At 64.7% G+C, this 25,949-nt stretch carries 24 protein-coding genes and 4 tRNA genes; 15 read left to right on the forward strand and 13 right to left on the reverse strand.

What is annotated here, in order from left to right:
- Nucleotides 1-89 precede the first annotated feature (89 nt).
- Nucleotides 90-2,006 (reverse strand): TAT-dependent nitrous-oxide reductase, encoded by a 1,917-nt coding sequence (nosZ, locus tag WBB14_RS11480; RefSeq protein WP_424239923.1) that lies wholly within the window; start codon nt 2,004-2,006, stop codon nt 90-92.
- A gap of 52 nt (nt 2,007-2,058) precedes the next feature.
- Nucleotides 2,059-4,320 (reverse strand): 4Fe-4S binding protein, encoded by a 2,262-nt coding sequence (locus WBB14_RS11485; RefSeq protein WP_424239924.1) that lies wholly within the window; start codon nt 4,318-4,320, stop codon nt 2,059-2,061.
- A gap of 282 nt (nt 4,321-4,602) precedes the next feature.
- Between WBB14_RS11485 and azu the strand changes: the two genes are divergently transcribed.
- From azu to WBB14_RS11500, 3 genes are all read left to right on the forward strand, one after another.
- Nucleotides 4,603-5,052, forward strand: coding sequence for an azurin (azu, locus tag WBB14_RS11490; RefSeq protein WP_013395169.1), 450 nt, complete (start codon nt 4,603-4,605; stop codon nt 5,050-5,052).
- A gap of 194 nt (nt 5,053-5,246) precedes the next feature.
- Nucleotides 5,247-6,830, forward strand: coding sequence for a TerC family protein (locus WBB14_RS11495; protein WP_424239925.1), 1,584 nt, complete (start codon nt 5,247-5,249; stop codon nt 6,828-6,830).
- Between the two features lie 19 nt (nt 6,831-6,849).
- On the forward strand, nt 6,850-7,713 hold the full coding sequence (locus WBB14_RS11500; protein ID WP_424239926.1) for an undecaprenyl-diphosphate phosphatase: 864 nt from the start codon (nt 6,850-6,852) through the stop codon (nt 7,711-7,713).
- Nucleotides 7,714-7,812: 99 nt separating this feature from the next.
- Here WBB14_RS11500 and WBB14_RS11505 read toward each other — a convergent pair whose 3' ends face one another.
- From WBB14_RS11505 to WBB14_RS11515, 3 genes are all read right to left on the reverse strand, one after another.
- The gene (locus WBB14_RS11505; RefSeq protein WP_424239927.1) at nt 7,813-8,586 is read right to left on the reverse strand and encodes a UDP-2,3-diacylglucosamine diphosphatase; all 774 of its coding nucleotides are present in this window, start codon (nt 8,584-8,586) and stop codon (nt 7,813-7,815) included.
- Nucleotides 8,579-9,088 (reverse strand): peptidylprolyl isomerase, encoded by a 510-nt coding sequence (locus tag WBB14_RS11510; protein ID WP_332011176.1) that lies wholly within the window; start codon nt 9,086-9,088, stop codon nt 8,579-8,581. The genes WBB14_RS11505 and WBB14_RS11510 overlap by 8 nt, the downstream gene beginning before the upstream one ends.
- A 134-nt stretch (nt 9,089-9,222) precedes the next feature.
- Nucleotides 9,223-9,906, reverse strand: coding sequence for a tetratricopeptide repeat protein (locus WBB14_RS11515; protein WP_424239928.1), 684 nt, complete (start codon nt 9,904-9,906; stop codon nt 9,223-9,225).
- 310 nt (nt 9,907-10,216) lie between these two features.
- On the opposite strand from WBB14_RS11515, the gene cysS reads away from it, so the two are divergent.
- The 7 genes from cysS to mnmH all read left to right on the forward strand — a co-directional run bounded on the left by cysS (nt 10,217) and on the right by mnmH (nt 17,264).
- Nucleotides 10,217-11,671, forward strand: coding sequence for a cysteine--tRNA ligase (cysS, locus tag WBB14_RS11520; RefSeq protein WP_424239929.1), 1,455 nt, complete (start codon nt 10,217-10,219; stop codon nt 11,669-11,671).
- Between the two features lie 20 nt (nt 11,672-11,691).
- Entirely contained in the window at nt 11,692-12,336 is a 645-nt protein-coding gene (locus tag WBB14_RS11525; RefSeq protein ID WP_424239930.1) for a DNA-3-methyladenine glycosylase family protein, read from the forward strand.
- Nucleotides 12,337-12,372: 36 nt separating this feature from the next.
- Complete coding sequence (locus WBB14_RS11530; protein WP_059372051.1) at nt 12,373-13,338, forward strand: acetyl-CoA carboxylase carboxyltransferase subunit alpha; 966 nt, start codon at nt 12,373-12,375, stop codon at nt 13,336-13,338.
- 151 nt (nt 13,339-13,489) lie between these two features.
- A complete protein-coding gene (gene tilS, locus WBB14_RS11535) occupies nt 13,490-14,464 on the forward strand; it encodes a tRNA lysidine(34) synthetase TilS (RefSeq protein WP_424239942.1) in 975 nt (324 codons plus the stop codon).
- Between the two features lie 141 nt (nt 14,465-14,605).
- A complete protein-coding gene (locus WBB14_RS11540; protein WP_424239931.1) occupies nt 14,606-15,871 on the forward strand; it encodes an aspartate kinase in 1,266 nt (421 codons plus the stop codon).
- An 87-nt stretch (nt 15,872-15,958) separates the two neighbouring features.
- Nucleotides 15,959-16,051 (forward strand) — tRNA-Ser (locus WBB14_RS11545).
- A 151-nt stretch (nt 16,052-16,202) separates the two neighbouring features.
- On the forward strand, nt 16,203-17,264 hold the full coding sequence (gene mnmH / locus WBB14_RS11550) for a tRNA 2-selenouridine(34) synthase MnmH (RefSeq protein ID WP_424239932.1): 1,062 nt from the start codon (nt 16,203-16,205) through the stop codon (nt 17,262-17,264).
- 7 nt (nt 17,265-17,271) lie between these two features.
- Here the strand turns inward: mnmH and WBB14_RS11555 are convergent, their stop codons facing one another.
- Entirely contained in the window at nt 17,272-18,234 is a 963-nt protein-coding gene (locus tag WBB14_RS11555; protein ID WP_424239933.1) for a Bug family tripartite tricarboxylate transporter substrate binding protein, read from the reverse strand.
- A gap of 23 nt (nt 18,235-18,257) precedes the next feature.
- Nucleotides 18,258-19,139, reverse strand: a complete 882-nt coding sequence (locus WBB14_RS11560; RefSeq protein WP_424239934.1) for a TauD/TfdA dioxygenase family protein — start codon at nt 19,137-19,139, stop codon at nt 18,258-18,260.
- Between the two features lie 96 nt (nt 19,140-19,235).
- On the opposite strand from WBB14_RS11560, the gene WBB14_RS11565 reads away from it, so the two are divergent.
- From WBB14_RS11565 to WBB14_RS11575, 3 genes are all read left to right on the forward strand, one after another.
- Entirely contained in the window at nt 19,236-20,030 is a 795-nt protein-coding gene (locus WBB14_RS11565; RefSeq protein WP_424239935.1) for an IclR family transcriptional regulator domain-containing protein, read from the forward strand.
- 81 nt (nt 20,031-20,111) lie between these two features.
- Nucleotides 20,112-20,188 (forward strand) — tRNA-Arg (locus WBB14_RS11570).
- Between the two features lie 140 nt (nt 20,189-20,328).
- Nucleotides 20,329-20,405, forward strand: a tRNA-Arg gene (locus tag WBB14_RS11575).
- 79 nt (nt 20,406-20,484) lie between these two features.
- On the opposite strand, the gene WBB14_RS11580 is transcribed toward WBB14_RS11575, so the two are convergent.
- The 3 genes from WBB14_RS11580 to WBB14_RS11590 all read right to left on the reverse strand — a co-directional run bounded on the left by WBB14_RS11580 (nt 20,485) and on the right by WBB14_RS11590 (nt 23,572).
- Nucleotides 20,485-21,258, reverse strand: coding sequence for a hypothetical protein (locus WBB14_RS11580; protein ID WP_424239936.1), 774 nt, complete (start codon nt 21,256-21,258; stop codon nt 20,485-20,487).
- 99 nt (nt 21,259-21,357) lie between these two features.
- Entirely contained in the window at nt 21,358-22,800 is a 1,443-nt protein-coding gene (locus WBB14_RS11585) for a DUF1254 domain-containing protein (protein ID WP_424239937.1), read from the reverse strand.
- 82 nt (nt 22,801-22,882) lie between these two features.
- Entirely contained in the window at nt 22,883-23,572 is a 690-nt protein-coding gene (locus WBB14_RS11590; RefSeq protein WP_424239938.1) for a DUF3313 domain-containing protein, read from the reverse strand.
- 335 nt (nt 23,573-23,907) lie between these two features.
- On the opposite strand from WBB14_RS11590, the gene WBB14_RS11595 reads away from it, so the two are divergent.
- Nucleotides 23,908-23,984, forward strand: a tRNA-Arg gene (locus tag WBB14_RS11595).
- Nucleotides 23,985-24,077: 93 nt separating this feature from the next.
- On the opposite strand, the gene WBB14_RS11600 is transcribed toward WBB14_RS11595, so the two are convergent.
- The 3 genes from WBB14_RS11600 to WBB14_RS11610 form a co-directional block, all read right to left on the reverse strand.
- On the reverse strand, nt 24,078-24,311 hold the full coding sequence (locus WBB14_RS11600; protein WP_424239939.1) for a DUF3079 domain-containing protein: 234 nt from the start codon (nt 24,309-24,311) through the stop codon (nt 24,078-24,080).
- A 213-nt stretch (nt 24,312-24,524) separates the two neighbouring features.
- A complete protein-coding gene (locus WBB14_RS11605; protein ID WP_013395153.1) occupies nt 24,525-24,773 on the reverse strand; it encodes a hypothetical protein in 249 nt (82 codons plus the stop codon).
- 101 nt (nt 24,774-24,874) lie between these two features.
- Entirely contained in the window at nt 24,875-25,477 is a 603-nt protein-coding gene (locus WBB14_RS11610) for a helix-turn-helix domain-containing protein (protein ID WP_424239940.1), read from the reverse strand.
- Between the two features lie 185 nt (nt 25,478-25,662).
- On the opposite strand from WBB14_RS11610, the gene WBB14_RS11615 reads away from it, so the two are divergent.
- The coding region (locus WBB14_RS11615; RefSeq protein ID WP_424239941.1) for a hypothetical protein at nt 25,663-25,949 on the forward strand (287 nt) is incomplete at its 3' end.

Genomic DNA, 25,949 nt, shown 5'->3' on the forward strand with positions numbered 1-25,949 from the left:
CGGCAGCGCCAGCCCGGCGGCCGCCAGCAGCGCGGCGCGGGCGGCCTGGCCTGCGCGCATCGTCAGGAGTGCGGCGAGCTTCATGGCCGCTACGCGGTCTTCTTGGGATGCACGACCATCTGGCCGGACATCTCCATGTGCAGCGCGTGGCAGAACCACTGGCAGTAGTACCAGTACACGCCCGGCCGGTCCGCCGTGAAGGTGACCGAGGCAGTGGCCTGGGGTCCGATTTCCATGGCGATGCCGTGGCCTTCCAGCGTGAAGCCGTGCGTCAGGTCCTCGATCACCTCCATGTTCGTCACCACCACGGTGACCTCGTCGCCCTGGTTGACCTCGAACTTCTTGATGCTGAACATGGGCGCGACCGCCATCATGTACACGCGCACCTTGTTGCCATCGCGCACCACCTTGGCCGCGTCGTCCAGCGAGACGCCGTCCTTCTTGGCCATCTGGCGCGCGTCCTCCCACATGGGGTCGTCGCGCTTCCAGACGCTGATGGGATGGACCTTGGAGCGGTGCACCAGGCACATGTCGTGCGGCTCGGCGAAGCTGGGGCCGTCATGCACCAGCTTCATTTCGTCGCCCGAAATGTCGATGAGCTGGTCGTTCTCGGGCTTGAGCGGGCCGACGTTCAGGAAGCGGTCCTTGGAGAACTTGTTCAGCGACACCAGCCATTTGCCGTCGGCCTCGCGGGTTTCGCCCATGGTCGAATGGTTGTGGCCGGGCTGGTAGTGCACGTCCAGCTTCTGGATGATCGGATCGACCTTCTCGCCCTTGTAGGCGCGCTTGGCCTTGTCAATGTTCCACTTGACCATCTGGCTGTCGATGAACAGCGTGGTGTAGGCGTTGCCGCGGCCGTCGAATGCGGTGTGCAGCGGGCCCAGGCCCAGCTGGGGCTCGGCCACCACGCAATCGCGCGGCTTGATCTTGTCGTCGAACAGGTCGTCCAGCGTGCGCACGTCCAGCACCGTGACGGTGGGCGAGAGCTTGCCGTTCAGCACCAGGTGGATGCCGTCGGGCGCGGCGTTGCAGCCGTGCGGCGAGTTCGGCACCGGAATGTAGCGGGTGTACTTGGAACCGTGGCGCCCATCGATCACCGGCACGCCGCCCATGGTCTTGAAGTCACCGTTCTTGACGGCTTCTTCGATGCGCTTGATGTTGAACACCACGACCCAGTCCTGCTCGTTGGCCGAGGCTTCTTCCACCGTGACGCCTTTCTCCGAGTTGTAGCAGGTGGAGAACGAGTACTTGCCCTGGTAGTCGGCGTCGCCGTTGTCCAGGTTGCCGTCGACCAGCACCTGCCAGGCGACCTTCATGGTGTCGCCGTCCAGCGCGGTGTAGATGGCGAAGAAGTTCTTCTTGGGATCGTCCGTCACCTTGCCGTCGTTGGGCAGGGGGATGATGTGCTCGCCGTTGGCGAACACATAGCCCGTGCGCGGGTAGCGCTGCGGCCGCAGGCCGTGCACGCCGGACACGTTGGGCAGTTCGGTGATCTTGTCCGTCTTCATCACATCCAGGCGGATGCGGGCGACGCGGTTGTTGGCCTTGTCGTTGATGTACAGATAGCGGCCGTCGTAGGTGCGGTCGGTGAACGAGAGATGCGGGTGGTGGGCGTCGCCGTTGATGAACACGCCGCCCTTGTCCTTCAGGTATTCGCGGGTCTCGGGGGTGAGGCCCTCGGTCAGGATCTTGCGGCTTTCGTTGGTGCGGCCCCAGCCGGTGGCGCTGCAATGGTTGAAGACCGGGATGCGGACCAGCTCGCGCATGGACGGCAGGCCCAGCACGCGGACCTCGCCCGATTGGCCGCTGGAATTGAAGGCATAGTATTCGTCCAGCTCGCCCGGGGCGACATGGCCCAGCACGCCATTGGCGCCGCCCTTGGCGTCCTTGCCGTGCGCGGTGGAGATTTGCGCGCCCGCCACCAGGCCTGCGGCGCCCGTGATGGCTGCGGTTCCGAGGAAGCTGCGGCGGGTGAGGCCGGCCTTGTCGGGGTTCTTGTCGGACATGGATAACTCCTTGGTAGGGACGGCGCCGGGCGCCGCTGTGCGGAAAGTGGGATCAGGCGCCGGGTTCGCTATTCGGATTCGGCGCGCGGTGCATGACGATGACTTGCTCGGCAGGGTCGGCCGCCGGCGCGCGGCGGCGCTCCCGCTTGGCCTTCTTCTGGATCAGGTGCGGACACTTCTGCTCGTGGTGATAGAGCATTTGGCAGTGCAGGCATTGGATGCATTCGTTGGGATTGATCTCGCCAGTGGGATCGATCGCCTGGACCGGGCATTCGAGATTGCAGCGCTGACAGGGGTTGCCGCAGTCGCGATAGCGGCGCAGCCAGTTGAAGATGCGCAGGCGGGCGGGGATGGCCAGCGCGGCCCCCAGCGGACAGAGGTAGCGACAGAAGAAGCGCTCCACGAACAGGCCGGCGGCCAGCAGCGCCACGGCGAACGCGACGAACGGCCAGTAGCGCATGAAGCGCAGGATGATCGCGGTCTTGAACGGTTCGACTTCGGACAATTGCTCGGCCAGCGCCAGGTCGTACAGCGAAAAACCGAACAGCAGCAGGAAAATCACGTACTTCAGGGTGGACAGGCGCTGGTTCACGCCGTGGCTGATCTTGAGCTGGCGCACGCCCAGGCGGCGGGCGATGCGGTTGGTGAGTTCCTGCAGGGCGCCGAAGGGGCATAGCCATCCACAGAAGGCGCCGCGGTTCCAGAACACCATCGAGATGGCCGTGGCGCACCACAGGATGAACACCAGCGGGTCCATCAGGAAGTACTCCCAGCGGAAGTCGCTGCGCAGCGCCGAGAAAAAGGTCAGCACGTTGACGATGGACAGCTGGGCCTGGCCGTACCAGCCGATCCAGAACAGCGCGAATGCCAGGAACGCCAGCCGCAGGCGGTCGTGCAGGAGCGGGCGGCTGGTCAATTGGTCCTGGAAGAAGAAGATGCCCACCAGCACCAGCAGCGCCACGGTCAGCACGGCGACCTGTCCGGTCTTGCCGCGCCAGATCTGTTTCCACAGCGCGGGCGCGGATTCTTCCGCCAGCGCCGCCTGCGCGGGCGCGGCTGCTGCGGCGGGCGGAGCTGCCGAGGCCTGCGCGCCAGCGGCCGGGCGGGTATAGGCCGCCGGCAGCTCATAGCCCAGGTCGAACGTCACGAAGGCCTTGTCGCTGACGCTGAGCACGCGCTGCACCATCAACTGCAGGCGCCATGGCGCGACCGGGTCCAGCGCGGCGTCCTCGGGCACGACGAACAGCGCCACTTCGCGGAACGCTGGCGCGCCTTGCGCGGCCACGTCGGCCAGGCGCTGGTGGTTGCGGTCGCGGAAGCGGAAGCTGCTTTCGTCCTGGATGATCTCGATGCGGTCGAAGATGCCGCCGCGCACGTAGCCCGACCCTTTGAACGAGTAGGCGCCGTTGCCGGCCACCAGCACGGCCTGCTGGCCGGGTTTGAGCCTTTCCTTCAGGCGCTGCCATTCCGTGTCGCCCAGCAGGCTGCGGCCGATAGCGGGCACGCTGACCAGCGCGGCGTACAGGTCGATGAAGCCGTCCGCGTCCGCGCTGCCCTCGGCGCTTGCCGCCGCCGCGTCGTTCCTGCCGGATTCGCGGAACGCGCGGTTCACGTCCTCTGGGTTCAGCCGCAGGTTGCGCACCGCGCCGGCGTCCAGCAGGGCTTGCCAGGGCTGGACGGCGTCGCGCGTTTCGTCCACCACGCGGGCGGCGGCGGGCGCGGCCTGCTGTGCCGGGGCGGCAGTCTTGTCGATGCCGTAGGCGCGGGCCACGGCGATGGCCGAGCGCGTGATGCTGTCGCCGATGACCATCAGGGTGACGGTCGCGCCGCTGATGATGTCCACCGGCGGCGGAGCGCCATGGCGGGGAGGGGAGTCCACGAAGTTCAGCCCGACATAGCCGCTGATGAAATGGTCGACCTTGGACTGCGGAATACCGATGAGCACGATGGGCTCGTGGTGTTCCACCAGCCGGGCGCCGACGATGCGTCCGTCGTTCGCCAGGCCGACCAGCACGTCGATGGGCTTGCTGGAGTAGCCGCGCGTGTTGACGACGTCGGAAGTGAGATAGACCACGCCCAGCTGGCGCGCGCCGGCATAGACCTTGGCGGCCATGGGTTTGCCGGCGGGCGGATCGGCGCGGTCCGCACCCGGGAAGATCTGTCCGATAGGGGTACCGCCCAGGAAGTCCGGCAACCGCTGGGCCTGCGCGGTGCTGGTTGCCAGCGCGCATAGCAGCAGCAAGGCCGGCAGAACCGCATGAATGAACCAGGTGTACTGATTGAACCCACGCCCCGCCGCTGTGCTGCCTTGCATTTTCGGACTCTGCTGATTGTGTTTGTTTGCAGGCATGCTAAGAACATGCGGCGTCGTTCGTATTGCGGTTTGTCAATCGGCGCGCGCGCGCAGGCCGCAAGGCGGCAATACCCGCATGCGGCGTAGGGGATATCCCCGTTTTGGAGGGGGTGAACGAGGCGCTATTGATGTCCGTCAATAGTGCGGCTTGCGGAGGGCCATAGACTTGTGCGTGGCGGCAGCGACGCGAGGCATGTGCCTCACGCGTGTCGGAAGAGCCGCCAACGTTTACGGAGAATCTCCATGCTGGCAAAAGCCACCCTAGCCATCGTTCTGTCCGCGGCCAGCCTGCCCGCGTTGGCCGCTCAGTGCGAAGCAACCATAGAAAGCAACGACGCCATGCAGTACAACCTGAAGGAAATGGTCGTCGACAAAAGCTGCAAGCAATTCACCGTGCATCTCAAGCATGTCGGCAAAATGGCCAAGGTCGCCATGGGCCACAACTGGGTGCTGACCAAGGAAGCCGACAAGACGGCCGTGGCCACCGACGGCATGAACGCCGGCCTGCCGCAGGATTACGTCAAGGCGGGCGACACCCGCGTCATCGCCCACACCAAGGTCATCGGCGGCGGCGAGTCGGATTCGGTTACGTTTGACGTCTCCAAGCTGACCCCGGGCGAGGCCTATGCCTACTTCTGCTCCTTCCCTGGCCACTGGGCCATGATGAAGGGCACGCTCAAGCTCGGCAGCTGATCGGTTCCTGCCAGGTGCGCAAACCGGCTTGAGGCCGGTTTTTTTTCGTTTTTTTTCAACGAACAGAGGCCCCGGATGCCCTGGTTCCCAGGGCTTAGACCGCGCGCGCATCAGGCATAAGGACGGGGCTCGTCACCGGCGTGTCACGGATTTTCCATGTACGATTACCGGTCGTGTAACTTCTGGAGCTCCTGATGGAGTGGCTGCTGGACCCTACTGCGTGGGTCGGCTTGCTTACCCTGGTCATCCTTGAGATCGTCCTGGGGATCGATAACCTGATTTTCATCGCCATCCTGGCGGACAAGCTGCCCCCGGCGCAACGCGATCGCGCGCGCATCATGGGCCTGAGCCTGGCGCTCATCATGCGTCTGGGCCTCTTGTCGGTCATGTCATGGCTGGTCACGCTGACCGCCCCCCTGTTTTCCATCGGCCCGCTGTCATTCTCTGGCCGCGACCTGATCCTGATGATCGGCGGCTTGTTCCTGCTGTTCAAGGGCACCATGGAACTGCACGAGCGCCTGGAGGGTTCCCAGCACGGCGGCTCGTCGGGACCGCGCGTGTACGCCAGCTTCTGGGTGATCGTGACGCAGATCGTGGTGCTGGACGCGGTGTTCTCGCTGGACTCCGTCATCACCGCGGTGGGCATGGTGGACCATCTGGCGATCATGATGATCGCCGTCGTCATCGCCATCGGCATCATGCTGCTGGCGTCCAAGCCGCTGACGCGCTTCGTCAACGCCCACCCCACGGTGGTGGTGCTGTGCCTGGGCTTCCTGCTGATGATCGGCTTCTCGCTCCTGGCTGAAGCCTTCGGCTTCAAGGTGCCTAAGGGCTATCTGTACGCGGCCATCGGCTTCTCGGTCGCCATCGAAGCTCTCAACCAGGTGGCGCGCCGCAACCTGCTCAAGCTGGACGCGCGCCGGCCGATGCGCGAACGCACCGCCTCCGCGGTGCTGCGCATGCTGGGCAAGCGGCCGCCCGCCGACGAGGCCGACCTGCCCAGCGCGAACGGCCCGGCCATTCCGGCCTTCGGGGTCGAGGAACGCAATATGGTCAGCGGCGTGCTGACGCTGGCCGAGCGCTCCATCCGCTCGATCATGACGCCGCGCACGGATGTCTCCTGGATCAATATCGACGACGATCCGGAAACCATCCGCCGCCAGCTGACCGAGGCGCCGCACAGCTTCTTCCCGGTTTGCCGCGGTTCGCTGGATGAGGTGCTGGGCATCGCCCGCGCCAAGGACCTGGTGGCGGACCTGATCACCGAGGGCAGGGTGCGCCGCAATCGGCTGCGCGACCCCATCATCGTGCACGAGTCCATCGGCATCCTGCGCCTGATGGACACGCTCAAGCGCTCGCGCGGCCAGCTGGTGCTGGTGGCCGACGAGTTCGGCGCCATCGAGGGGCTGGTGACGCCCATCGACGTTTTCGAGGCGATCGCCGGCGAGTTCCCCGACGAGGACGAACTGCCCGACATCGTCGCCGACGGCGACAACACCTGGAAAATCGATGGCGCAGCCGACCTGCACCATGTCGAGCAAGTGCTGGAAACCGAAGGCCTGGTCGACGACGCCCAGGATTTTTCAACCCTGGCGGGGTACCTGCTGTCGCGCTTCGGGCACCTGCCCAAGCCGGGCGACGTTTGCGAATACGAAATCCACCACGAGCATTTCCGTTTTGAAGTCCTGGAAATGGACGGCCGCCGCATCGCACTCGTACGCGTGGAGAAGCGGTCGCAGGAAATGCTCGCTGACGACGAATCCCTAGCCAACGATTAACTAGAACCGACCTCCCATCGTGACCGAAAACACCCTATACCTGATCAAAGCTTTCATCCTGGGCATCATCGAGGGCCTGACGGAATTCATTCCCGTGTCCAGCACCGGCCACCTCATCCTGGTGGGCGATTGGATCAACTTCGAGTCCAGCCAGGGCAAGGTGTTCGAGGTGGTGATCCAGCTGGGCTCCATCCTGGCGGTGATGTGGGTGTTCCGCGCGCGGCTGCTGACGCTGATCCGCGGCACGCTGACCGGCGTGCCCAGCGAGGTTGCCTTCACCCGCAACCTGATCATCGCCTTCCTGCCGGCCGCCATCATCGGGGCGATCTTCATCAAGGCCATCAAGAGCGTCTTCTATCATCCGGCCGTGGTGGTCGTGACCCTGGTGCTGGGCGGCCTGATCATGCTGTACGTGGAGCGCAAGACGCACCACACGCCCGGCGACATGCCGGGGGCGGCCGACGACACGGCTTCGGACGAGCGCGCCACGGCCCGCACGCTGGAGCAGATCACCTGGAAGCAGGCGCTGGGCGTGGGCGTGGCGCAATGCCTGGCCATGATCCCGGGCACCTCGCGTTCGGGCGCCACCATCATCGGCGGCATGATCGCCGGCATCCAGCGCAAGACGGCCACCGAGTTCTCGTTCTTCCTGGCGATGCCGACGATGCTGGGCGCGGCGGTCTACGACATGTACAAGAACATGGAGCTGCTCACCCAGCACGACCTGACAGGCATCGCGGTGGGGTTCGTGGCCGCGTTCCTGAGCGCGATGGTGGTGGTGCGCGCGGTGCTGCGCTTTGTCGCCAACCATACCTATCGGGTGTTCGCGTGGTACCGGATCATCTTTGGCGGCATCGTCGCCGCCTGGATCTTCACGCGCTGAGCGCCGAGGACCCTGCCGGCGCGCCGCCGGCAGCAGCAATGACGAGGGCCGCTTGCGCGGCCCTCGTTGTCTTTCGTCGCGACGTGGCGTGTCCGGGAGCTACGCTTCCGTTTCCAGGTCGTAGAACTGCAGGCCGTCCTGGTCGATGACCAGCCAGCCGCCGCGGGCCGGCGACACATGGTCGCAGTCCCAGTCGGGCAGGACCCAGCGTTCGCGCTTCTTGCCGTCGACTTCCAGCACGTGGCGGGCGGGGCGGTGGGTATGGCCGTGCACCAGCACCCGCACCCCGGTCTCGCGGAACACGGATTCAATGGCGGCGGCGTTGACGTCCATGATTTCCATGGATTTCGTCTGGTTGGCGGCCTGGCTTTCGCCGCGGGCCTGCTGCGCCATCGCCAGCCGTTCGGGAATTGTCTTGGCCAGGAACTCGGCCTGCCAGCGCGGATCGCGGACCATCGTGCGGAACTGCTGGTAGGCGGCGTCGTCCGTACAGAACTCGTCGCCATGGGTCAGCAGGATCTGGCCATAGTCCGTTTCCAGCAGCGCCGGCTCGGGCAGCAGCTTGGCGCCCAGGGCCTGGGCCAGCTCTTCCCCGATGAGGAAGTCGCGGTTGCCGCGGCCCAGCCAGACCGGAATCCGGCTGGCGGTATCCCGCAGCGCCGTCAGCGCCGTGGCGAGCCACGGCGGCGCGGCGCGGATCACGTCGTCGCCGATCCAGGCATCGAAGATGTCGCCCGGCAGCAGCAGGGCGCCGGCTTCGTCGCGCGCGGCCTCCAGGAAGGCCAGGAAGGCCTCCGAGGTGGCCGGCGTGGCCGGTCCCAGATGCAGGTCGGATGCCAGCCAGATGGGGCCGGACAGCGCAATCTTATTCAAGAACTTCGGCCTTCTCGATGATCACGTCTTCGTTGGGGACGTTCTGGTGGAAGCCCTTGTTGCCGGTCTTCACGTTCTTGATCTTGTCGACCACGTCCGTGCCTTCGGTCACGGTGCCGAACACGGCATAGCCCCAGCCATTGGGCGTGGGCGCGGTGAAGTTCAGGAAGTCGTTGTTGGACACGTTGATGAAGAACTGCGCCGTGGCCGAGTGCGGATCGCTGGTGCGGGCCATGGCCAGGGTGTACTTGTCGTTCTTCAGGCCGTTGTTGGCTTCGTTTTCGATGGGGGCGTGGGTCTGCTTCTGCTTCATGCCGGGCTCAAAGCCGCCACCCTGGACCATGAAGCCATCGATCACGCGATGGAACACCGTGCCGTTGTAGAAGCCTTCCTTGACGTAGGTCAGGAAGTTTTCGACGGTCTTGGGCGCCTTGGCGGCATCCAGGGTGATGACCATGTCGCCTTGGTTGGTTTGGAGCTTGACGCGGGGGTTGGTGCTCATGGTTTTTGTGCCTTCAGAGGTGGAGGTGGAGGAATTGGCCGCAGGGGCGGCGCTGACGAGCGCTGGGGCGAATGCGGCCAGCGCGAACGAGCACGCCGTCAGGCGCAGCAGGTGTAGAGGGGAGTAGCGGGACATCATTTGGCGTGTTTATCCTTCAGCATGGTTTCGACTTCGCGGACCTTTTCCTGCATGCCGGGCACGCCGTCGCTGGCAGCCTTCTTGTAGGTGCTCAAGGCCTGCAGAAGTTGCAGGTCGCCCATATTGGCGCGGGCGGCCGCGTAATTTGGGTCGGCGCGCAGGGCCATCGACAGCGCGTCCTGCGCGCGGTCGAGTTCGCCGCGGCCAGCATATAGAGCCGCGAGGTTGTTCCAAGGTTCCGGGAGTTCCGGAAAACGGTTGGTCATCTCGGTGTAGACCTCGATGGCCTCGTCGGTGCGGTGCAGGGCGGCCAGCGCGCGGGCGTGCTGGAACATCAGTTGCACATCGGTGCCGCGCTGGTCTTTGATCTGTTCCTGGCGTTTCTCGATCATGGCCAGGGCTTCTTCGTTGTCGCCGTGGTTCAGCAGCCGTTCGATGTGCGTGGTGATCTGCGAGGGCGATGGCGTCAGGCGCGTGTCGACACTGGGCTTGGCCGCCTCCAGCAGCTTGGCCAGGCTGTCCCAGCCGCCCTCGGGCGGGATCGGGTCCAGGGTGGTGCGGTCGGCGTTGGGGTTGGTTCCGCCGCCGCCGGCCATCGACTGGGCCAGAGAGGCTCCAACCGGCGCGCCCGCAAGGGCCAGGGCGAGCAGGGCGACGCGAAAGCGCGGCTTGATAGTCACTTGGGCATCCGTTAAAAGTCTTGGCAGATCAACGCTTACGCGCGCGACCAGGCCGCTTGCTATACTTGACGACCGCCATTTTAGCCCCGGTTGTGTTTTGGCTCGACATCGGGGACGAAGCCCGGCGATATCGTCCGTGGAATCGGACGTGGAACGCGGGGTTTGGAATGCGGGACTTGGAATGATCAGCGCCAGTGGGATTATGGCCTGGGATCGAAATCCGACCCGGCGGCACGCGCCGAAGGTATTTTCCTTCGGCAGCAACTTTCCGCAACCGCCACGGAAAATTTAGATAAAGCCTATAAGCGCCATGCTGCAAATCTACAACACGTTGTCGCGTACCAAAGAACCGTTCAAGCCGGCCCAGGCTGGTCAGGTGCGCATGTACGTGTGTGGCATGACCGTCTATGACTTCTGCCACCTGGGCCATGCCCGCATGCTGGTGTCGTTCGACGTCGTGCAGCGCTGGCTGCGCGCCAGCGGGCTGGCGGTCGATTATGTGCGCAACATCACGGATATCGAAGACAAGATCATCCGCCGCGCCGTCGAAACCGGCCGTCGCATCAGCGAAGTCACCGAGTTCTACATCGACGCCATGCATGCCGATGAGCGCGCGCTGGGCGTCGAGACGCCGGACCGCGAGCCGCGCGCGACCGAGTATGTCGGCGATATGCTGGACATCATCGGCAAGCTCGAGCAGAACGGCCTGGCCTATCAAGCCGACGACGGCGACGTGAATTTCGCTGTCCGCGGTTTTGCCGGTTACGGCAAGCTGTCGGGCAAGACGCTGGACGACCTGCGCGCAGGCGAGCGCGTGGCGGTAGGTTCGGCCAAGCGCGACCCGCTCGATTTCGTGCTGTGGAAGTCCGCCAAGGCGGAAGAACCGGCCGATACCAAGTGGGAATCGCCCTATGGCCTGGGCCGTCCGGGCTGGCACATCGAGTGCTCTGCCATGAGCAAATCGCTGCTGGGCCTGCCGCTGGACATCCATGGCGGCGGTCCGGACCTGAAATTTCCGCACCATGAAAACGAGATCGCCCAGACCGAGGGCGCCTTCGGCGGCACGCTGGCCAATATCTGGATGCATTGCGGCCCGCTGATGGTCGATTCGGACAAGATGTCCAAGTCGCTGGGCAATTTCCGCACCATCCGCCAGACCATCGCCCAGGAAGAGCCCGCAGCCGATCAGGCGGTCTACCGCGTCAATCCGCGCGAAGCGGAAATGGTCCGCTTCTTCATCGTGCGCAGCCATTACCGCAGCCCGCAGAACTACACGCCGGACAATCTGATCGACGCGCAGAACGCGCTCGACCGCTTGTACCAGGCGCTGCAGAACGTGCCGGCCGACGCGCAAGGCATCGACTGGAACGAGCCCCAGGCCCAGGCCTTCAAGGCGGCCATGGACGACGACTTCAACAGCTCGGGCGCGGTCGCGGCCTTGTTCGAACTGGCCTCCGACGCCAACCGCAATAAGAGCGCGCGCAGCGCCGGCCAGTTGAAGGCGTTGGCGTCCCTGCTGGGCCTGCTGCAGCAGGATCCCGCGGCCTATTTCCAGTCGTCCACCCGCTATTCGGCGGCCGCCATGGAGCAGGGCGAGCGTCGCGCGCTGGACGCCGAGGCCATCCAGTCCTTGATCGACGCGCGCGCGGCCGCCAAGGCGGCACGCAACTTCGCTGAAGCCGACCGCATCCGCGCCGAACTGCGCGAAGCCGGCATCGAGCTCGACGACAAGCCGGGCGGCGTGACGCAATGGCGTCGGGCTTGAACCCGCAGGACCCGCCCGCCATGTCCACTGCCGACCTCGAGATTCCCAAGCCCGAGTATTGGGAAGCCGCCGTAGCCCACCTGATGCGGCGCGACCGCATCCTGAAAAAGATCATCCCCCAGCATCCCGAGGTCTGGCTGACTTCGCGCGGCACGCCTTTCGTGACGCTGGCGCGGGCGATCATCGGGCAGCAGGTTTCCAGCAAGGCGGCCGACACCGTCTGGACCCAGTTCATCGATGCCGTGGGCAAGCGCCCCACGCCCGTCGCCGTGCTGCGGGTCGGCCTGGAAGGCTTGCGCGCGGCGGGGCTGTCGCAGCGCAAGGCCGAGTACGTGCTGGACCTGGCCGTGCACTTCGGCGAGCGCCGGGTCCATCCCGAGAAATGGGCGGCAATGGACGACGAAGCCGTCATTTCCGAACTGACCGCCATCCGGGGCATAGGCCGCTGGACGGCGGAGATGTTTTTGATTTTCAATCTGCAGCGGCCTGATGTCCTGCCGCTGGATGATCCTGGGTTGCTCAAGGCAATCTCGCTACACTATTTCAGCGGCGAGCCTGTCTCGCGCTTCGAGGCTCGCGAAGTCTCGTTGGCGTGGCAACCCTGGCGTACCGTGGCGACCTGGTATCTGTGGCGCAGTCTGGAACCGGCTCCGGTTCAGTACTGACGCACGCCAGTCCGCCCATCTACGGAACCACACTACATGCGCAATACATTTCTGGAATTCGAACAACCGCTCGCCGAGCTTGAGAACAAGATCGAGCAGCTGCGCTACGTGCAGGCCGATTCGGCCGTAGACATCTCCGACGAGATCGGACGTCTGCAGCAGAAGAGCCAGACCTTGGCCAAGGAAATCTACGCCAAGCTCACGCCCTGGCAGACCGCCCTGGTCGCCCGCCATCCCCAGCGTCCGTACACGCTGGACTACGTGCGCGAAATGTTCACCGACTTCCATGAGCTGCACGGCGACCGCATGTACGCCGACGACCAGTCCATCATCGGCGGCCTGGCGCGCTTCAACGGCACGCCCTGCATGGTCATCGGCCACCAGAAGGGGCGCGACACCAAGGAACGCGCCGCACGCAATTTCGGCATGCCGCGTCCGGAGGGCTATCGCAAGGCCCTGCGCCTGATGCGCCTGGCCGAAAAATTCGGCATTCCCGTGTTCACGTTCGTGGACACCCCGGGCGCCTATCCCGGCATCGGCGCCGAAGAGCGCGGCCAGTCCGAAGCCATCGGCCACAACCTCTACGCCATGGCCGAGCTGAAGGTCCCCGTGATCTGCACCATCATCGGCGAAGGCGGTTCGGGCGGCGCCCTGGCCATCGCCGTGGGCAATGCCGTGCTGATGCTCCAGTACGCGACCTACGCCGTGATTTCGCCGGAAGGCTGCGCCTCGATCCTGTGGCGCAGCGCCGACAAGGCCCCCGAAGCCGCCGAGGCCCTGGCCATCATCGCCCCGCGCCTGAAGGATCTGGGCCTGGTGGACCGCGTGGTCAACGAACCGGTGGGCGGCGCCCATCGCGATCCCCGCGTCATGGCCCGCCTGCTGCGCCGCGCGCTGGGCGACGCCCTGCGCCAGCTCCAGGGCATGACGCCCGAACAGCTCGTGGAACAGCGCGTCCAGCGCCTGCTGTCCTACGGCGCCTACCAGGAAGTGCGCGCCTGAAGCAGGCATGGCGCCGGCGTACGCGCCGGCGCCGCGGCCTCGCGCTACGCGCCATCCCGCCATGACCGCCCGCCAAGCGCCCGCTACCAAGCACCGGGCTGCGGCGGGCGTCGTTCATTCCCTTCCCGTTTCGTCCGAACTTTCCACGGCTCTGCGCCGGGCCTTGCAGGCATTGCCCGAGCCCGCCCCGCGCATCGCCGTGGCGCTCAGCGGCGGCGCCGATTCGGCCATGCTGGCGGTACACGCGGCCGCCGTGGCGCGCGAGCTGGGCATGGACCTGATGTTGTTCCATGTGCATCACGGCCTGCAGGACGCCGCGGATGCATGGACGCAGCATGTGCGCGCGCTGGCGGATCTGCTCGCGTTGCCGCTGTCCGTGGCGCGCGTCGAGGTGGCCCAGGCAGCGGGCAAGGGGATCGAGGCGGCGGCGCGCGATGCCCGCTACGCCGCGCTGGCGCAATTGGCGCGCGAGCAAGGCGTCACGCACCTGCTGTTGGCCCATCACCGCAACGACCAGGCGGAAACCGTCCTGCTGCGCCTGCTGCGCGGCACCGGGCTGGCCGGCATGGCGGCCATGGCGCCGGTGTCCAGCCGCGATGGCCTGGTCTACCTGCGGCCCTGGCTGGACATCGGCCGCGACGCCATCCTGCAGGCGGCGGATGCGGTCGCGGCAGCCAGCGGGTGGCAGCCCGTGCAGGATCCCACCAATGCCGATCCCCACTACACGCGCGCCGCCCTGCGCGAATTGCTGGCGCCGGTGCTGGACGCCCGCTGGCCGGGGTGGCGCGGCATCGTCGCGCGGCACGCGCGGCACATGGGAGAGGCGGCCGAGATTTTGGACGAGGTGGCGCGGGAGGATTTCGCCACGCTCGAGCCCTCCGCGGACGGCGCCAGTTTTTCCCTGCAGGCGTGGCGCGGATTGTCCGAGGCGCGCCAGGCGCACGTGCTGCGGCATTGGCTGGAACGCAATGGCGCCCGCATGCCGACCGACGCCAGGATGCGCGACCTCCTGCGCCAGCTGCGCGGCCTGCACAGCCTGGGCCATGACCGCCAGTTGCGGGTGGAGCAGGCCGGCCACGTCATCCGTTGCCACCGGGGCAGGGTCTGGGTCGAACCCCGGGAGTAAGCGGACGCTGCCAGCCCGTGTCCCCCAAAAATCGCGACGTGGACAGAATTTTGCACAAGCTGCGCAAATTTTTACCGTCGCGCTAGAATATACGGCTTTGCCCGTCAACCTTTTGCGGCGGGTTCCCAGCCAGAGTACGAGATGTCCCTGATCGTTCACAAATATGGCGGTACTTCGATGGGCTCGGTCGAGCGCATCAAAAACGTGGCGCGCCGCGTCGCGAAGTGGCATGCCGCCGGCCACCAGGTTGTTGTTGTTCCGTCGGCGATGGCAGGCGAGACCAATCGCCTGCTCGGCCTGGCGCGCGAGATTACGCCCCAGCCCGACAGCCGCGAACTCGACATGATTGCCGCCACCGGCGAACAGGCCAGCAGCGGCCTGTTGGCCATCGCGCTGCAGGCCGAAGGCGTGCCGGCGCGCAGCTATGCCGGTTGGCAAGTGCCCGTGCGCACCGATTCGTCCTTCACCAAGGCGCGCATTTCGTCGATCGACGACGCGCGCATCCGCGCCGATCTGGACGCCGGCCGCGTGGTCATCGTCACTGGCTTCCAGGGCATCGACCCCGAAGGCCACATCACCACGCTGGGCCGTGGCGGTTCCGACACTTCGGCCGTGGCCGTGGCGGCCGCCATCAAGGCCGACGAGTGCCTGATCTACACCGACGTGGACGGCGTCTACACGACCGATCCGCGGGTGGTGCCCGAAGCGCGCCGCATGGCCGTCGTTTCCTTCGAGGAAATGCTGGAAATGGCGTCGCTGGGCTCCAAGGTCCTGCAGATCCGTTCGGTCGAATTCGCCGGCAAATACCGTGTGCCGGTCCGGGTCCTGTCCTCGCTGACCGACCCGCTTATCCCGCTCGCAGAAGAAATGGTCTCGGGCACGCTGATTACTTTTGAGGAAGACGAAAAAATGGAAGCCGCCGTTGTCTCCGGCATCGCCTTCAGCCGCGACGAAGCCAAAATCACCTTGCTGGCCGTTCCGGACAAGCCCGGCATCGCCTTCTCCATCCTGGGCCCGGTCGCCGCCGCCAACATCGACGTCGACATGATCGTGCAGAACCAGTCCGTGGCTGGCACGACCGACTTCTCGTTCACGGTCAACCGCAACGAGTTCGCCCGCGCCGTCGATCTGCTCAAGCGCGAAGTCATCCCCGCCGTGGGCGCGCGTGAATTGTCCACCGACGAGAAGGTCGCCAAGGTCTCCATCGTCGGCATCGGCATGCGCTCGCACGTGGGCGTGGCCAGTCTGATGTTCCAGACGCTTTCGCAAGAAGGCATCAACATCCAGATGATCAGCACCAGCGAGATCAAGACCTCGGTGATCATCGACGACAAGTACATGGAACTGGGTGTGCGCGCGCTGCACAAGGCCTTCGGCCTGGACCAGCCGCCTGCCGAAAAGGCCTGATAAAAGACTCCGGCACGATTTTTTTTGCGATGAGTGCCCCGTAACGGGCAAGAGTGAAAAAAGTCGTGCTAGAATCTCGTTCTCTTCGGAGATGTGCCCGAGAGGCTGAAGGGGCTCCCCTGCTAAGGGAGTATGTGGCTAAAAACTGCATCGTGGGTTCGAATCCCACCATCTCCGCCAGATTCTCTCCGATCTGGCTTCGGTCAGTACCGGAGATAAAAAACCCGCAATTGCGCAAGCGATTGCGGGTTTTTTCATGGGCTCGCGGCGGGCCGTAAACCCGCATGCCTGGCATGAGAAAATCCTTGATTCCCTTCCAGGCGCGGATCCCTTGAAACACCTGCTCGCGACGCTCGACCGGTTGGATGATTTCGATGAAGTCATCGACGTGCGCACGCCGCTCGAATTCGCCGACGACCACATTCCTGGCGCGATCAATGCGCCGGTGTTGAGCAATGAAGAGCGCGTGGTGGTGGGTACGCTGTACAAGCAGGTCTCGCCCTTCGAGGCCTCGCGGGTGGGGGCGGCGCTGGTGGCGCGCAATATTGCCGCGCATCTGGACACGACCTTCGCGGACCGGCGCCAAGCCTGGCGTCCGTTGGTCTATTGCTGGCGCGGGGGCACGCGCTCCGGGTCCATGACGACGATGTTCAACATGATAGGGTGGCGCGCGCGGCAGCTCGACGGCGGCTACAAGACCTATCGCCAGGCCACGCTGGAGGCGCTCGAAAGCCTGCCCTTGGGCTTGCGCTATATCGTGCTGGCCGGCCCCACCGGCAGCGGCAAGACGCGCCTGCTGACAGCCCTGGAGCAGGCAGGCGCGCAGACGCTGGACCTGGAGCGCCTGGCCTCGCATCGCGGGTCGCTCCTGGGCGCCTGGGCGGGCGTCGCGCAGCCCTCGCAAAAGGGCTTCGACACGCGGCTTGCGCAGAGCCTGCGCGCGTTCGATGCCTCGCGGCCGGTATTCGTCGAGGCGGAAAGCCGCAAGATCGGCGCGGTGGCCTTGCCTGCGGCGCTATTGACGGCGGTGCATGCGAGCCCCTGCGTCGAGGTCCGCTCCAGCCGCGAGGATCGCGCCGCCTTTCTGCTGCAGGATTATGCGCATCTGTTCGACGATCCGGAATCGCTCAAGGCGCAACTCCAGCGCATGATCGGCTTGCACAGCCGCGAGCGCGTGAGCGGCTGGCTGGCCCTGGTCGACAGCGGCGCGCGCGCCGCGCTGGCGCAGGAGCTGATAGACCGGCACTACGATCCGGCCTACGCGCGCAGCTGCCACGCGCACTTCACGCAACTGCCGCATGCGCTGCGGCTCGAGTTCCGGCCCAATGATGGCGATGTGGTGGAGCAGGCGAGGGCGCTGCTGGCCAGGATGGATGGGGCGGGCCGCGCCTGAGCCGGGCTCAATCGATGCGGACTCCTGTCATGTCGACCAGTTTGCGCCAGTTCCTTACTTCGTCTTCCTGGTAGGTCTTGAGGTCCGCGGGGCTGCCGCCGGCAGGCGTCATTCCGATCTGGGATGAGAGCTGGCGCAACTCGGCGGTTTCCAGCACCTGGTTGACCTCGGCATTGATGCGCTCGACCACGGCCGCGGGCGTGCCGCGTGGCGCGAACATCGCGAACCACACCACCAGCTCGTGCCGATCCAGCCCGCTCTCGGCCACCGTCGGGATATCGGAGGCGAAGGGGGCGCGTTGCGGCGTGGTCACGGCCAGCGCGCGGACCTTGCCCGCGGCGATCTGCGGCAATGAGGGACCGACGTTTTCGAAGGCGTATGAGATGCGCCCGCTCATGAGGTCGGTCATCATGCCGCCGACATTGCTGTAAAGCACGGTCGTGACGTCGATATCGGCCATGCGCTTGAGCAGCTCCACCCAGACTCGCGCCGTGGTGTTGCTGGCGCCGAAATTGATCACGCCCGGCTGTGCCTTGGCTGCGGCGACCAGTTCCGGTAGGGTCTTTGCCGGCGCGCCATTGTTGCCGATCAGGATCATGGGCAGGCGGCCCATCAACGCGACGGGCGCGAAGTCCTTGACCGGGTCATAAGGCAAATGCTGGTAGAGGCTGGCGTTGGCCGCCATCGGGCCGTTGGTGCCCATCAGCAGCGTGTAGCCGTCAGGCGCGCTGCGGGCTACGTAGGCGGAGCCGATGCCGCCGCCGGCGCCGGGCTTGTTTTCCACGGTGACGGGTTGGCCCAGTCTTTCGCTCAAGCCTTTGGCAACGCCGCGTGCCAGCGTGTCGGTCGCCGAGCCGGCGCCGAATGGAACCACCATATTGATGGGCTTGTCGGGGAAGGCGGCGCTGGCGTTCAGACAGGTGGCTGCCATTGCGAGCGCCGCAGCCAATTGCTTCATCTTATTGAACATTTGTGGATCTCGATGGTGGGGGTTCAGGCGACGGTCGGGCCGATGTCCTGCACCGTTGCGCGGCGCATCGAGCGGCGGTATTTCTCGTCGAAGCCGGCGCCGCGGTGCATGGTGCAGCGGTTGTCCCAAAGAACCAGGTCGTTGGCGCGCCAGCGGTGCCGGTAGACGAATTGCGGCTGGGTCGCGAAAGCCATGAGCTCGTCGATCAGTTCGCGGCTCGTATCGTCGTCCATGCCTTCTATGCCGCTGATATGCGACGCGATATACAGGGAGCGGCGGCCGGTGGCGCGGTGCTGGCGCACCAGCACCTGCCGCACCGGCGGCTGGAGTTCGCGCCAAACCGGCGGTACCGAGCCCACGTCGAAGTCGGTCAGGCCGCGCGAGTGAAAGTAGTCGTGCACCGCGATCAGCGGGGCCAGGCGTTGCTGCCGCGTTTCGCCCAGGGCGTCCCAGGCCGCCCGCATGTCGGCGAATTCGGTGGCGCCGCCAACGGGCGGGATTTCCTGGGCGGACAGCAGGGATACGCTGGCAGGTGTGCGTTTGAATGAGCTGTCGGTGTGCCAGAGCTGGTTGCTCAGGTTGATCAGGCGGCGGATGTCGCCTTTGTCGAGAATGCCGCCGCGCTCATCCAGGTTGGAAATGTCGGAGAGCTCGGCATGGTTCAGTCGGCGAGGGCGATGGGCGTTGTAAACCGATGCGCCGACCGACGTTTCCAGGGGGCCGAAAAGGCGTGCGACAGCCATCTGGCCGGCTTCGTCGAGCGCCTGGTCCGGCACTACGAGCACGGCATACCGATCCAGGGCATTGCGCAGTGCCTCGACGTCTTCCGCCGGCAGCGGCGCCCGCAGATCGATGTTCGCCACCTCGGCGACAAAGCCCGCGTGGACGGGGGTGAGTTCTATCATTCCATTCCTCCGACGGCATGCCAGTGATGCGGAATCGCTTACTGGTGTGCTATTATTTTTCGACTATCGAAAAATGTTTCTTCTATCGAAATTATCATGCCCAATATTCCGAGTGAACGAACTTGGGGTTTACCCAAGGGCAGTGATCAGTTCGTCGAGGCCTTCGCGCGTGGCCTGGCCGTCATCAGAGCGTTCGGGCCGGGACATCAGTCGCTGACGTTGAGCGAAGTGGCGGAACGCGCGAACCTGACGCCGGCGGGAGCCAGGCGGCTGCTGTACACGCTGGTGACGCTCGGCTATGCACGCAACGACGAGCGCAAGTTCAGCCTGGGACCGGCGGTGCTCGAATTGGGCTATGCCTATCTGTCGTCGCTGTCCTGGCGCGATATTGCGCGGCATGCCGTCGAGGGGTTCATGCGCGATACCGGCGAGATCTGCACGGTGTCGGTGATGGATGGCGAAGACGTGGTCTACGTGGCTCGCGCGGAAATGCCAAGCCCGCTTTCGCGGCGCCTGGGCGTGGGCGAACGCCTGCCCGCGCACGCCACGTCGAGCGGGCATGTGCTGCTGGCGGGCGTCAGCGTCGGGGAGCGCGAAGCGTTCATCGCCAAGGCCCCATTCGAGCGCCATACGCAATACACCTTGGTTGATGCCGCGCCGTTGCGCCAGGCCATTGATGATGCGGCGAAGACGGGATACGCGCTGGCTAGCGAGCACCTGGAACTGGGCATTTGCGGGCTCGCGGTGCCGATCCAGGACGAGAGGGGGCGGGTGGTGGCTGCGTTGACTACCAGCCTGAATCTGGCGAGGCACGAGCGCGACGAGATTGTCGCCAAGTACCTGCAGAAAATGCGCGACACGGCGCATCAGATCAGCAAGGCCTTGGCGTGAATCGGAGCGATCGAGGCGGCGCCTGACTTGCACGCTTCGAGAAATAACGCTATTATTCAAGGCTTGCTTTTAAACGCAAACGCGCCCGTAGCTCAGCTGGATAGAGTACCTGGCTACGAACCAGGGGGTCGTAGGTTCGAATCCTGCCGGGCGCACCAAGTTTGATTCTGCATTGGTTTTGATTGGCCCATGTTGAATTGAAAAATCGAATGAAAACTTCGATTGAAAAGCGCGTGTAAATAGCAAGAGCAGTAAAAGCGGCAAGATTTTTCTGATATAATTTTGCCTCTTTGCCGGAGCGCCCGTAGCTCAGCTGGATAGAGTACCTGGCTACGAACCAGGGGGTCGTAGGTTCGAATCCTGCCGGGCGCACCAAGTTCACTTGGTCAATACAGCAAAGAAAATGGAAAGGCCTTTGATCTAGATCGAAGGCCTTTTTGTTTTGGTCCGCCATTTAGAAGCGGATCGTCAAACCCGCCATCGGACCCTGCAACACGGCGTCGAACTTGAAGCCCCCGCTGCTGTAGTCCACGCCCAGGGCGCGATAGCCTATCGCTGCCGAGACGTTCTTGCTGATGTTGTAGCCGATGCCCAGGCCCACATCCCAATCCGATTCTGCGCCGCCCGCGCCGATCAGGCCCCAGCCGGTGATGTAGTACTTCGAACTCAGGACATAGTTGCCGCGCACGCCCACCAGTCCGTCGACCCAGGTGGCGCCGTCGCTGCGCGTTCTGCCGTTCAAATGCGCACCTTTGAGCGTGATGTCGGTGTCGACCGACCAGACGCGCAAGCCGGCCACGACGTCCAACTGATGCGGCGAATTTTCCAGCACGGAATAGCCGACCCCGAGCAGTCCCGCGAACGTAGAGGCCGTTACGTCCGCACTGCTTGCCAGCAGGCCGCGCGGCGTATCTCCTTGCGTGCCGATCTTGGTGTAGATCAGGTCGCCGAATATGCTGTAGCGGCCTTTGCGCGCGTCGCCTATCAGCATGGCGCCGAAGTCGAGGTTGTCGAACAGCTTGTCGAAGCCCGCATGGATGTCGATGACGGGCGAACGCGATTGGGACGTCTTGCCGGACAGCCCGGCGGCCCAGAAGTAGGGCGTGGCCGAAAACTGCCATTCGTTCGACGGCAGGGAACTCGTCGCGGGCGCCGGGTCCGCTTCGGCGCCCAGCGCAGCCCCGGCTTGCAGCCCGCAAACCAGGCAGCCCGTGATTATCTTTTTCATCGCAAACCCTCCCCAAGCGGCAGGCGCGATGAATCGAATCCATCACGCTTGCCGTGGACGCAAAGCCGGCCCTGGGGCCGGCGGAGTGCAACGCCGGTATCAGGTGACCCTTCTTACGGGAGGCAGGGTCCAGGAGCCGTCGATGATCGACGGGTTGCTTTCGTTGGGCCAGTAGAGGCGCATCATCAGGATGAATTTTCCCTTGGGTGCGGGCAGCCAGTTCGACTCCATGTCGGGTCCGGGCGATTCATGCTGTATGAGCAGATCGATCGAGCCGTCCGGCTTCGCCTTGAGGGCCTGGCGGGCGCTGATCGAGTAACGGTTCAGCGGGTTGTCGACGAAGAAGTAGCCCGCGTCATACATCGTCAGCGACCAGAAGCCGGAGACGGGCGGGGTAAGGCCTTTCTTGAACGTCAGCACGTATTTTTCGGAGCCGTTGTAGACGCGCTTGATGGCGCCGGTGTCCGACTTCAGGGAGGTGGGATAGATGGCGTCCTGCGGGCGGTTGGCGCCCAGGCCGATCGCGGTGATCAGGGCCCGCTGGATGTAGTTGGTGCCGTAGATGCCTGTCTTGGTCGTGAACCCCCAGCCGTCGATGTCCTGGATGTCGCCGCCGCTGGACTTGAAGTGCGTCATGATGCGGCCAAACCCGACCTGCGGGACGCGCTTCGCAATGGCGGGGTCGAGTTGGCTCTTGTCGAAGTCCTGGCCGGGCACGATGCCTATCGCCGCCATCTTCGCGACGATGGGGGCGTCGGCGGCGCTGGGCGGATTGCGCTTGAGCAGTTGCGCAAACAGGCTGAAGTATTCGACCGCGTCCATGTTGTTGACCTGGTCGCGCACCGAGGTTTTCATGTCTATCGCGGAGTCGACCTTGCCCGCCGGCGGATTCCAGTCCTTGCCCCATGCGCTCAAGGGGTAGATCTTCACCTCGTCCTGCAGCTTGTGGACTTGCGCATAGTCCTCCGGCGTGCCGGTACAGTAGATGCGGCCCAGCAGCCAGACGATGCTGGTGGGGGATTTGTACTGGACCATGCCTTGTGGAATCGAGCCCTCCCATCCGGGGCCGCTGATCACGAAGGTTTGCGGCCCGGTGCCTGTGGTGCGCTTTCCGGGAACGTCGAACACCGTCGTCCAGCCGTCCAGCATCGGAAACAGGGCATAGCGTCCGCTCATGTCCGGCAAGCTGACGACCCAGGGCTCGTCGCCGACATCGAGGAAGGACGTGGTGTAGAGCGTGTCGGCGTTCGGCGCGGTCACGTCCCGGAACTTGGCATCGGGATATTGGCGCAACTTGATGAGATGTCCCATCGGCGCCCGGGTCCCCTTGGGTTCCGCGACGTTGGTGACGATTCTTCTGGTCATCTCCATCGTCACCAGGGGATAGGCATAGATGTAGGCGTCGGTTGCCAGTCCGAATTGCTCGTCGCCTTCGGGCAGGTCCGCGACCAGTCCATCGGCGGCTCGGGCTGGCGCGCCCAGGACGCTGGTTGCGAGCAGAGCAAGACCACCTGCGTTCAATGTGCGGCGTGTTAGCTTCATGGGATCGCTCCAACGAAATCATGGTTTGAAAATCACGAACAGCCGCGTCGCAGGGAAGCCTGCGACGCGGCCGATGCCTTGCTTACCGTTGTCGGACGTACTTCCCGATTTCCCGCGCCGCGCCCGTGGTCCACTCATCGATCAGCGGTTGCAGCTTGGACAGACGCACGCCACCCGCGCCCTGGGTGGCGTTGGCGACCTTCTCGCCCGTGCCGCCCCGCACGGACGCATACAACAATTCGTCCGTCATGCTGTCCGTGACCCGCGACTCGATGGCGACAGTCGCGTTGCGCGCCATGCCTCCTTCCATGGCGGCCCGGGCCTCGGTCATGACCAAGGCGATGGGGATGTACTGGTAGGCGCGCAGCGCTTGTTCCGAGGTTCCCACCGCGGTGATGGCGATGCGTATATGGGCGACGCCAGGTCCGGCGCGATCCGCCAGCCTCACCTGCTGGCCGACCTTGCGCCGCAGCGTTTCGTTGACCGCATCGCGGATCTCGGTGAGGGTTTCCAGGGAAACGTCCGCGGAAGGCTGCGGCTCCGGGTAATACACGACGGGATCGAGCCAGACCGCCGTATAGCGCGATGGATTGAAGTCGGGATTCAGGTAGACCAGGCGGGTTCCGCCGTCGGGGGCGGGCGCCTGGTGCAGAAGCGAGTAGTCCGGCAGGAAGCCGGACTCCGTCGTCTTCGGCGTGGTGGAACAGCCGGCCGCCAGGATCGCGGCAGCAATGCCGAGTAGAAGCGCGCCCGAGGAATTCTTGATCTTCATGCAAGTTCCTTCTGACAGATATGGGGCAGGGGAGCCCCGACTGCAGGCGTCGGCGAGAGGTCCCGTGCAAAAGCTGCTTTCCGCTCGTGGGCGCATGTTTTGACCTATATGCACAGGCAACCAATTATTTTTCGAACGCGGAAGTTTCGCAATGCGGATGCATGAACTGGGTTTTCTGAACTATTTCCTTTGTGCCCGTTTTGTGGAAGGAGTGGCCTGGAAAAGGCCCGCCCGAGTCGGGAGGCGCCAGTCCGGGATAGGCGTGGACGCACGCTTTCAGCCTGGCTGATTTGCGCGTGCTTTATTTTTCATGGTATAAACACGCCTCTTTCGGAGCGCCCGTAGCTCAGCTGGATAGAGTACCTGGCTACGAACCAGGGGGTCGTAGGTTCGAATCCTGCCGGGCGCACCAAGCTTCTTGCTTGGTCTACACAGAAAGAAAATAGAAGAAAGGCCTTTGATCTCGGATCGAAGGCCTTTTTGCTTTGCGGCGGGGGGTATCGCGTCAGCGCGTCGCGGGCGAATCCGCGGGTGGGATAGGCGCCTGGGTCTGGGCTTTGTCGTCTGCGTCGAATCCCCAGTTGCCGACCGTGTACCAATCGTCTCCCAGCGTCTCGGCGGGATGCATGGTGCGGCCGGAGCCGTTGCCGCAGGCCATCGAATCGGTCGGGCAATAGCGGTCGCAACCCCAGCATATGCGTTCGGGGTGCTTCGGGTGCAAGGGAAACTTCTTGGCCATGCCGGGTGCCTGCTGCCTGAGGGCGCCGCGGCTGCGGCGCCGATCTTTCCATGTATGCACCCAGCGTACTGCCGGGTGCGCACGGAGTTCCTTGACCTGGCTCAAGCGCGAGCGCCTGCGGCGCCACGTGCGCGGAGTCGCGCTGCAGCCCTGGAGGGTTTTTGGTGGGGTAGGGACCGCCGCCACGGTATGCGCGGCAGCGGTCTCAGGTGCCTAGCGGCGTCGTCGGTCCACCGCCGTCAGCGATGTGCCGCTCTTTACGAGCCGATAGGTCTGTCCTCCCAGCCACGAGACCTTTTCGCCCGTGCTGGTGCGGCATATGCAATGCGTCTTTGGGTCGAAACGCGAGGTGCCCAAGGCGGAGTACGCGTCGGGGTCTGAGACGAATCGTTCAATGCGGTAGAGCGTGCCGTCCGGCGCGGTGGCGAGGACGTCGGTCAATCGTCTTGCGGTGCCGAGCATATGCGATACCTCCATGCGCGGGCCATTGGATATACGGCGCCAAAGTCGTTCGGGCATTCCAGTGCGTCGGGGCGGGAAGCTGGATGTTCCCGCGCCAGGCGCTAATGAAAGTGCCCTCCAAACAATGAATCGTCGAGCTGGTCGGGAGAGACGCCCAGGGCTGCGGATACGCGGTCCAGGATAACCTGCCTGGGCCGTGGGCGCGGCCTTTCCAGTTCGATATAGATGGAGTGGTCCACGCCCAGGCGTGCAGCCATATCAGCGGTGCTGATATTGAGGTGCTCGCGCCAGGCGCGTATCAGGCTCCAGTCGTTGCCGGTTTTTAGATTGACGACAGCTAATGGTAAATGACTCTGCCCCTGCGCGGGGGCTTTGCGCGGCGCCGCTTTTCTGCGCGCGTCGCGCAGGCTGCTCTTGGCGGCAGCGCTCTTGCGGGAATCGCCGCGAGGCGTGGTGGCTGCGGCTTCGGCGGTGAAAATGACGCCGCCATTCAATTGGCGATATTGGTTGTCGCCGATCCAGTGCAGGGTTTCGCCGTTATCGAGCATGCATTCGCAATCCAGGTGGTAATTGCTGGGCATGCTTTCGAGTTGGGCGATGGTTTCCGTGGTCGTGGCGTGGCGCACCACGCGGTGCAATACACCGTCCGGCGAGCGTACAAACACGTCGGGAAGTCTCCAGGAAAACGGAATGATAATCTCCACGGCGAAGCCTATCCGCCACTGTATCCCGGGGTGCCTGTAGTGGGATTTGGGGTTTCCCCGCGCCTGACTCGAGTACATGATTGTGCGCTACATCAGCCCTCAACATCTTCACAAATCTTCACTGCGCACAGGGCTATCATCGCGGCGTTGCCCGCTGTTCGGGGCGTACTGTTCGAGTGTAGGCGATGCATCTGGACGCGGCTGGAATCCTGGATGCGCGGCCGCGCGCGAGGAGGGTGGCGTGGTGGGCGGTGCTGGCATCGTGCGCCTTGCATGCGGTAGCGGCGGGGCTGTGGTGGCGTGAACGGATCGAGCCCGCAGGCATGCGCGCCGCGCGCGCGCCGGAACTGACGTTCTTCGTGGATCTGCTGCCCGCCAAGTCGCCGCCCGCGCCGCAGGAACACACGGCGCAGGACGCGCCAGCCTTTGGATCCGGGCCTGTTCAGCCCGCCCGCATCGACATGCCGCCAGT

Origin of the sequence: Achromobacter sp., from assembly GCF_049647645.1 — a bacterium.
Lineage (GTDB): Bacteria > Pseudomonadota > Gammaproteobacteria > Burkholderiales > Burkholderiaceae_B > Achromobacter.

Bases quoted from the DNA above. Each gene is read 5' to 3' on its own strand.
- WBB14_RS11560 (WP_424239934.1), bottom strand. From the start codon at position 19,139: ATGATAGAACTCACCCCCGTCCACGCGGGCTTTGTCGCCGAGGTGGCG.
- WBB14_RS11605 (WP_013395153.1), bottom strand. From the start codon at position 24,773: ATGCTCGGCACCGCAAGACGATTGACCGACGTCCTCGCCACCGCGCCG.
- WBB14_RS11540 (WP_424239931.1), top strand. From the start codon at position 14,606: ATGTCCCTGATCGTTCACAAATATGGCGGTACTTCGATGGGCTCGGTC.
- nosZ (WP_424239923.1), bottom strand. From the start codon at position 2,006: ATGTCCGACAAGAACCCCGACAAGGCCGGCCTCACCCGCCGCAGCTTC.
- WBB14_RS11485 (WP_424239924.1), bottom strand. From the start codon at position 4,320: ATGCAAGGCAGCACAGCGGCGGGGCGTGGGTTCAATCAGTACACCTGG.
- WBB14_RS11565 (WP_424239935.1), top strand. From the start codon at position 19,236: ATGCCCAATATTCCGAGTGAACGAACTTGGGGTTTACCCAAGGGCAGT.
- cysS (WP_424239929.1), top strand. From the start codon at position 10,217: ATGCTGCAAATCTACAACACGTTGTCGCGTACCAAAGAACCGTTCAAG.
- WBB14_RS11585 (WP_424239937.1), bottom strand. From the start codon at position 22,800: ATGAAGCTAACACGCCGCACATTGAACGCAGGTGGTCTTGCTCTGCTC.
- WBB14_RS11495 (WP_424239925.1), top strand. From the start codon at position 5,247: ATGGAGTGGCTGCTGGACCCTACTGCGTGGGTCGGCTTGCTTACCCTG.
- WBB14_RS11590 (WP_424239938.1), bottom strand. From the start codon at position 23,572: ATGAAGATCAAGAATTCCTCGGGCGCGCTTCTACTCGGCATTGCTGCC.
- WBB14_RS11600 (WP_424239939.1), bottom strand. From the start codon at position 24,311: ATGGCCAAGAAGTTTCCCTTGCACCCGAAGCACCCCGAACGCATATGC.
- WBB14_RS11555 (WP_424239933.1), bottom strand. From the start codon at position 18,234: ATGTTCAATAAGATGAAGCAATTGGCTGCGGCGCTCGCAATGGCAGCC.
- WBB14_RS11530 (WP_059372051.1), top strand. From the start codon at position 12,373: ATGCGCAATACATTTCTGGAATTCGAACAACCGCTCGCCGAGCTTGAG.
- WBB14_RS11580 (WP_424239936.1), bottom strand. From the start codon at position 21,258: ATGAAAAAGATAATCACGGGCTGCCTGGTTTGCGGGCTGCAAGCCGGG.
- azu (WP_013395169.1), top strand. From the start codon at position 4,603: ATGCTGGCAAAAGCCACCCTAGCCATCGTTCTGTCCGCGGCCAGCCTG.
- WBB14_RS11525 (WP_424239930.1), top strand. From the start codon at position 11,692: ATGTCCACTGCCGACCTCGAGATTCCCAAGCCCGAGTATTGGGAAGCC.
- WBB14_RS11510 (WP_332011176.1), bottom strand. From the start codon at position 9,088: ATGAGCACCAACCCCCGCGTCAAGCTCCAAACCAACCAAGGCGACATG.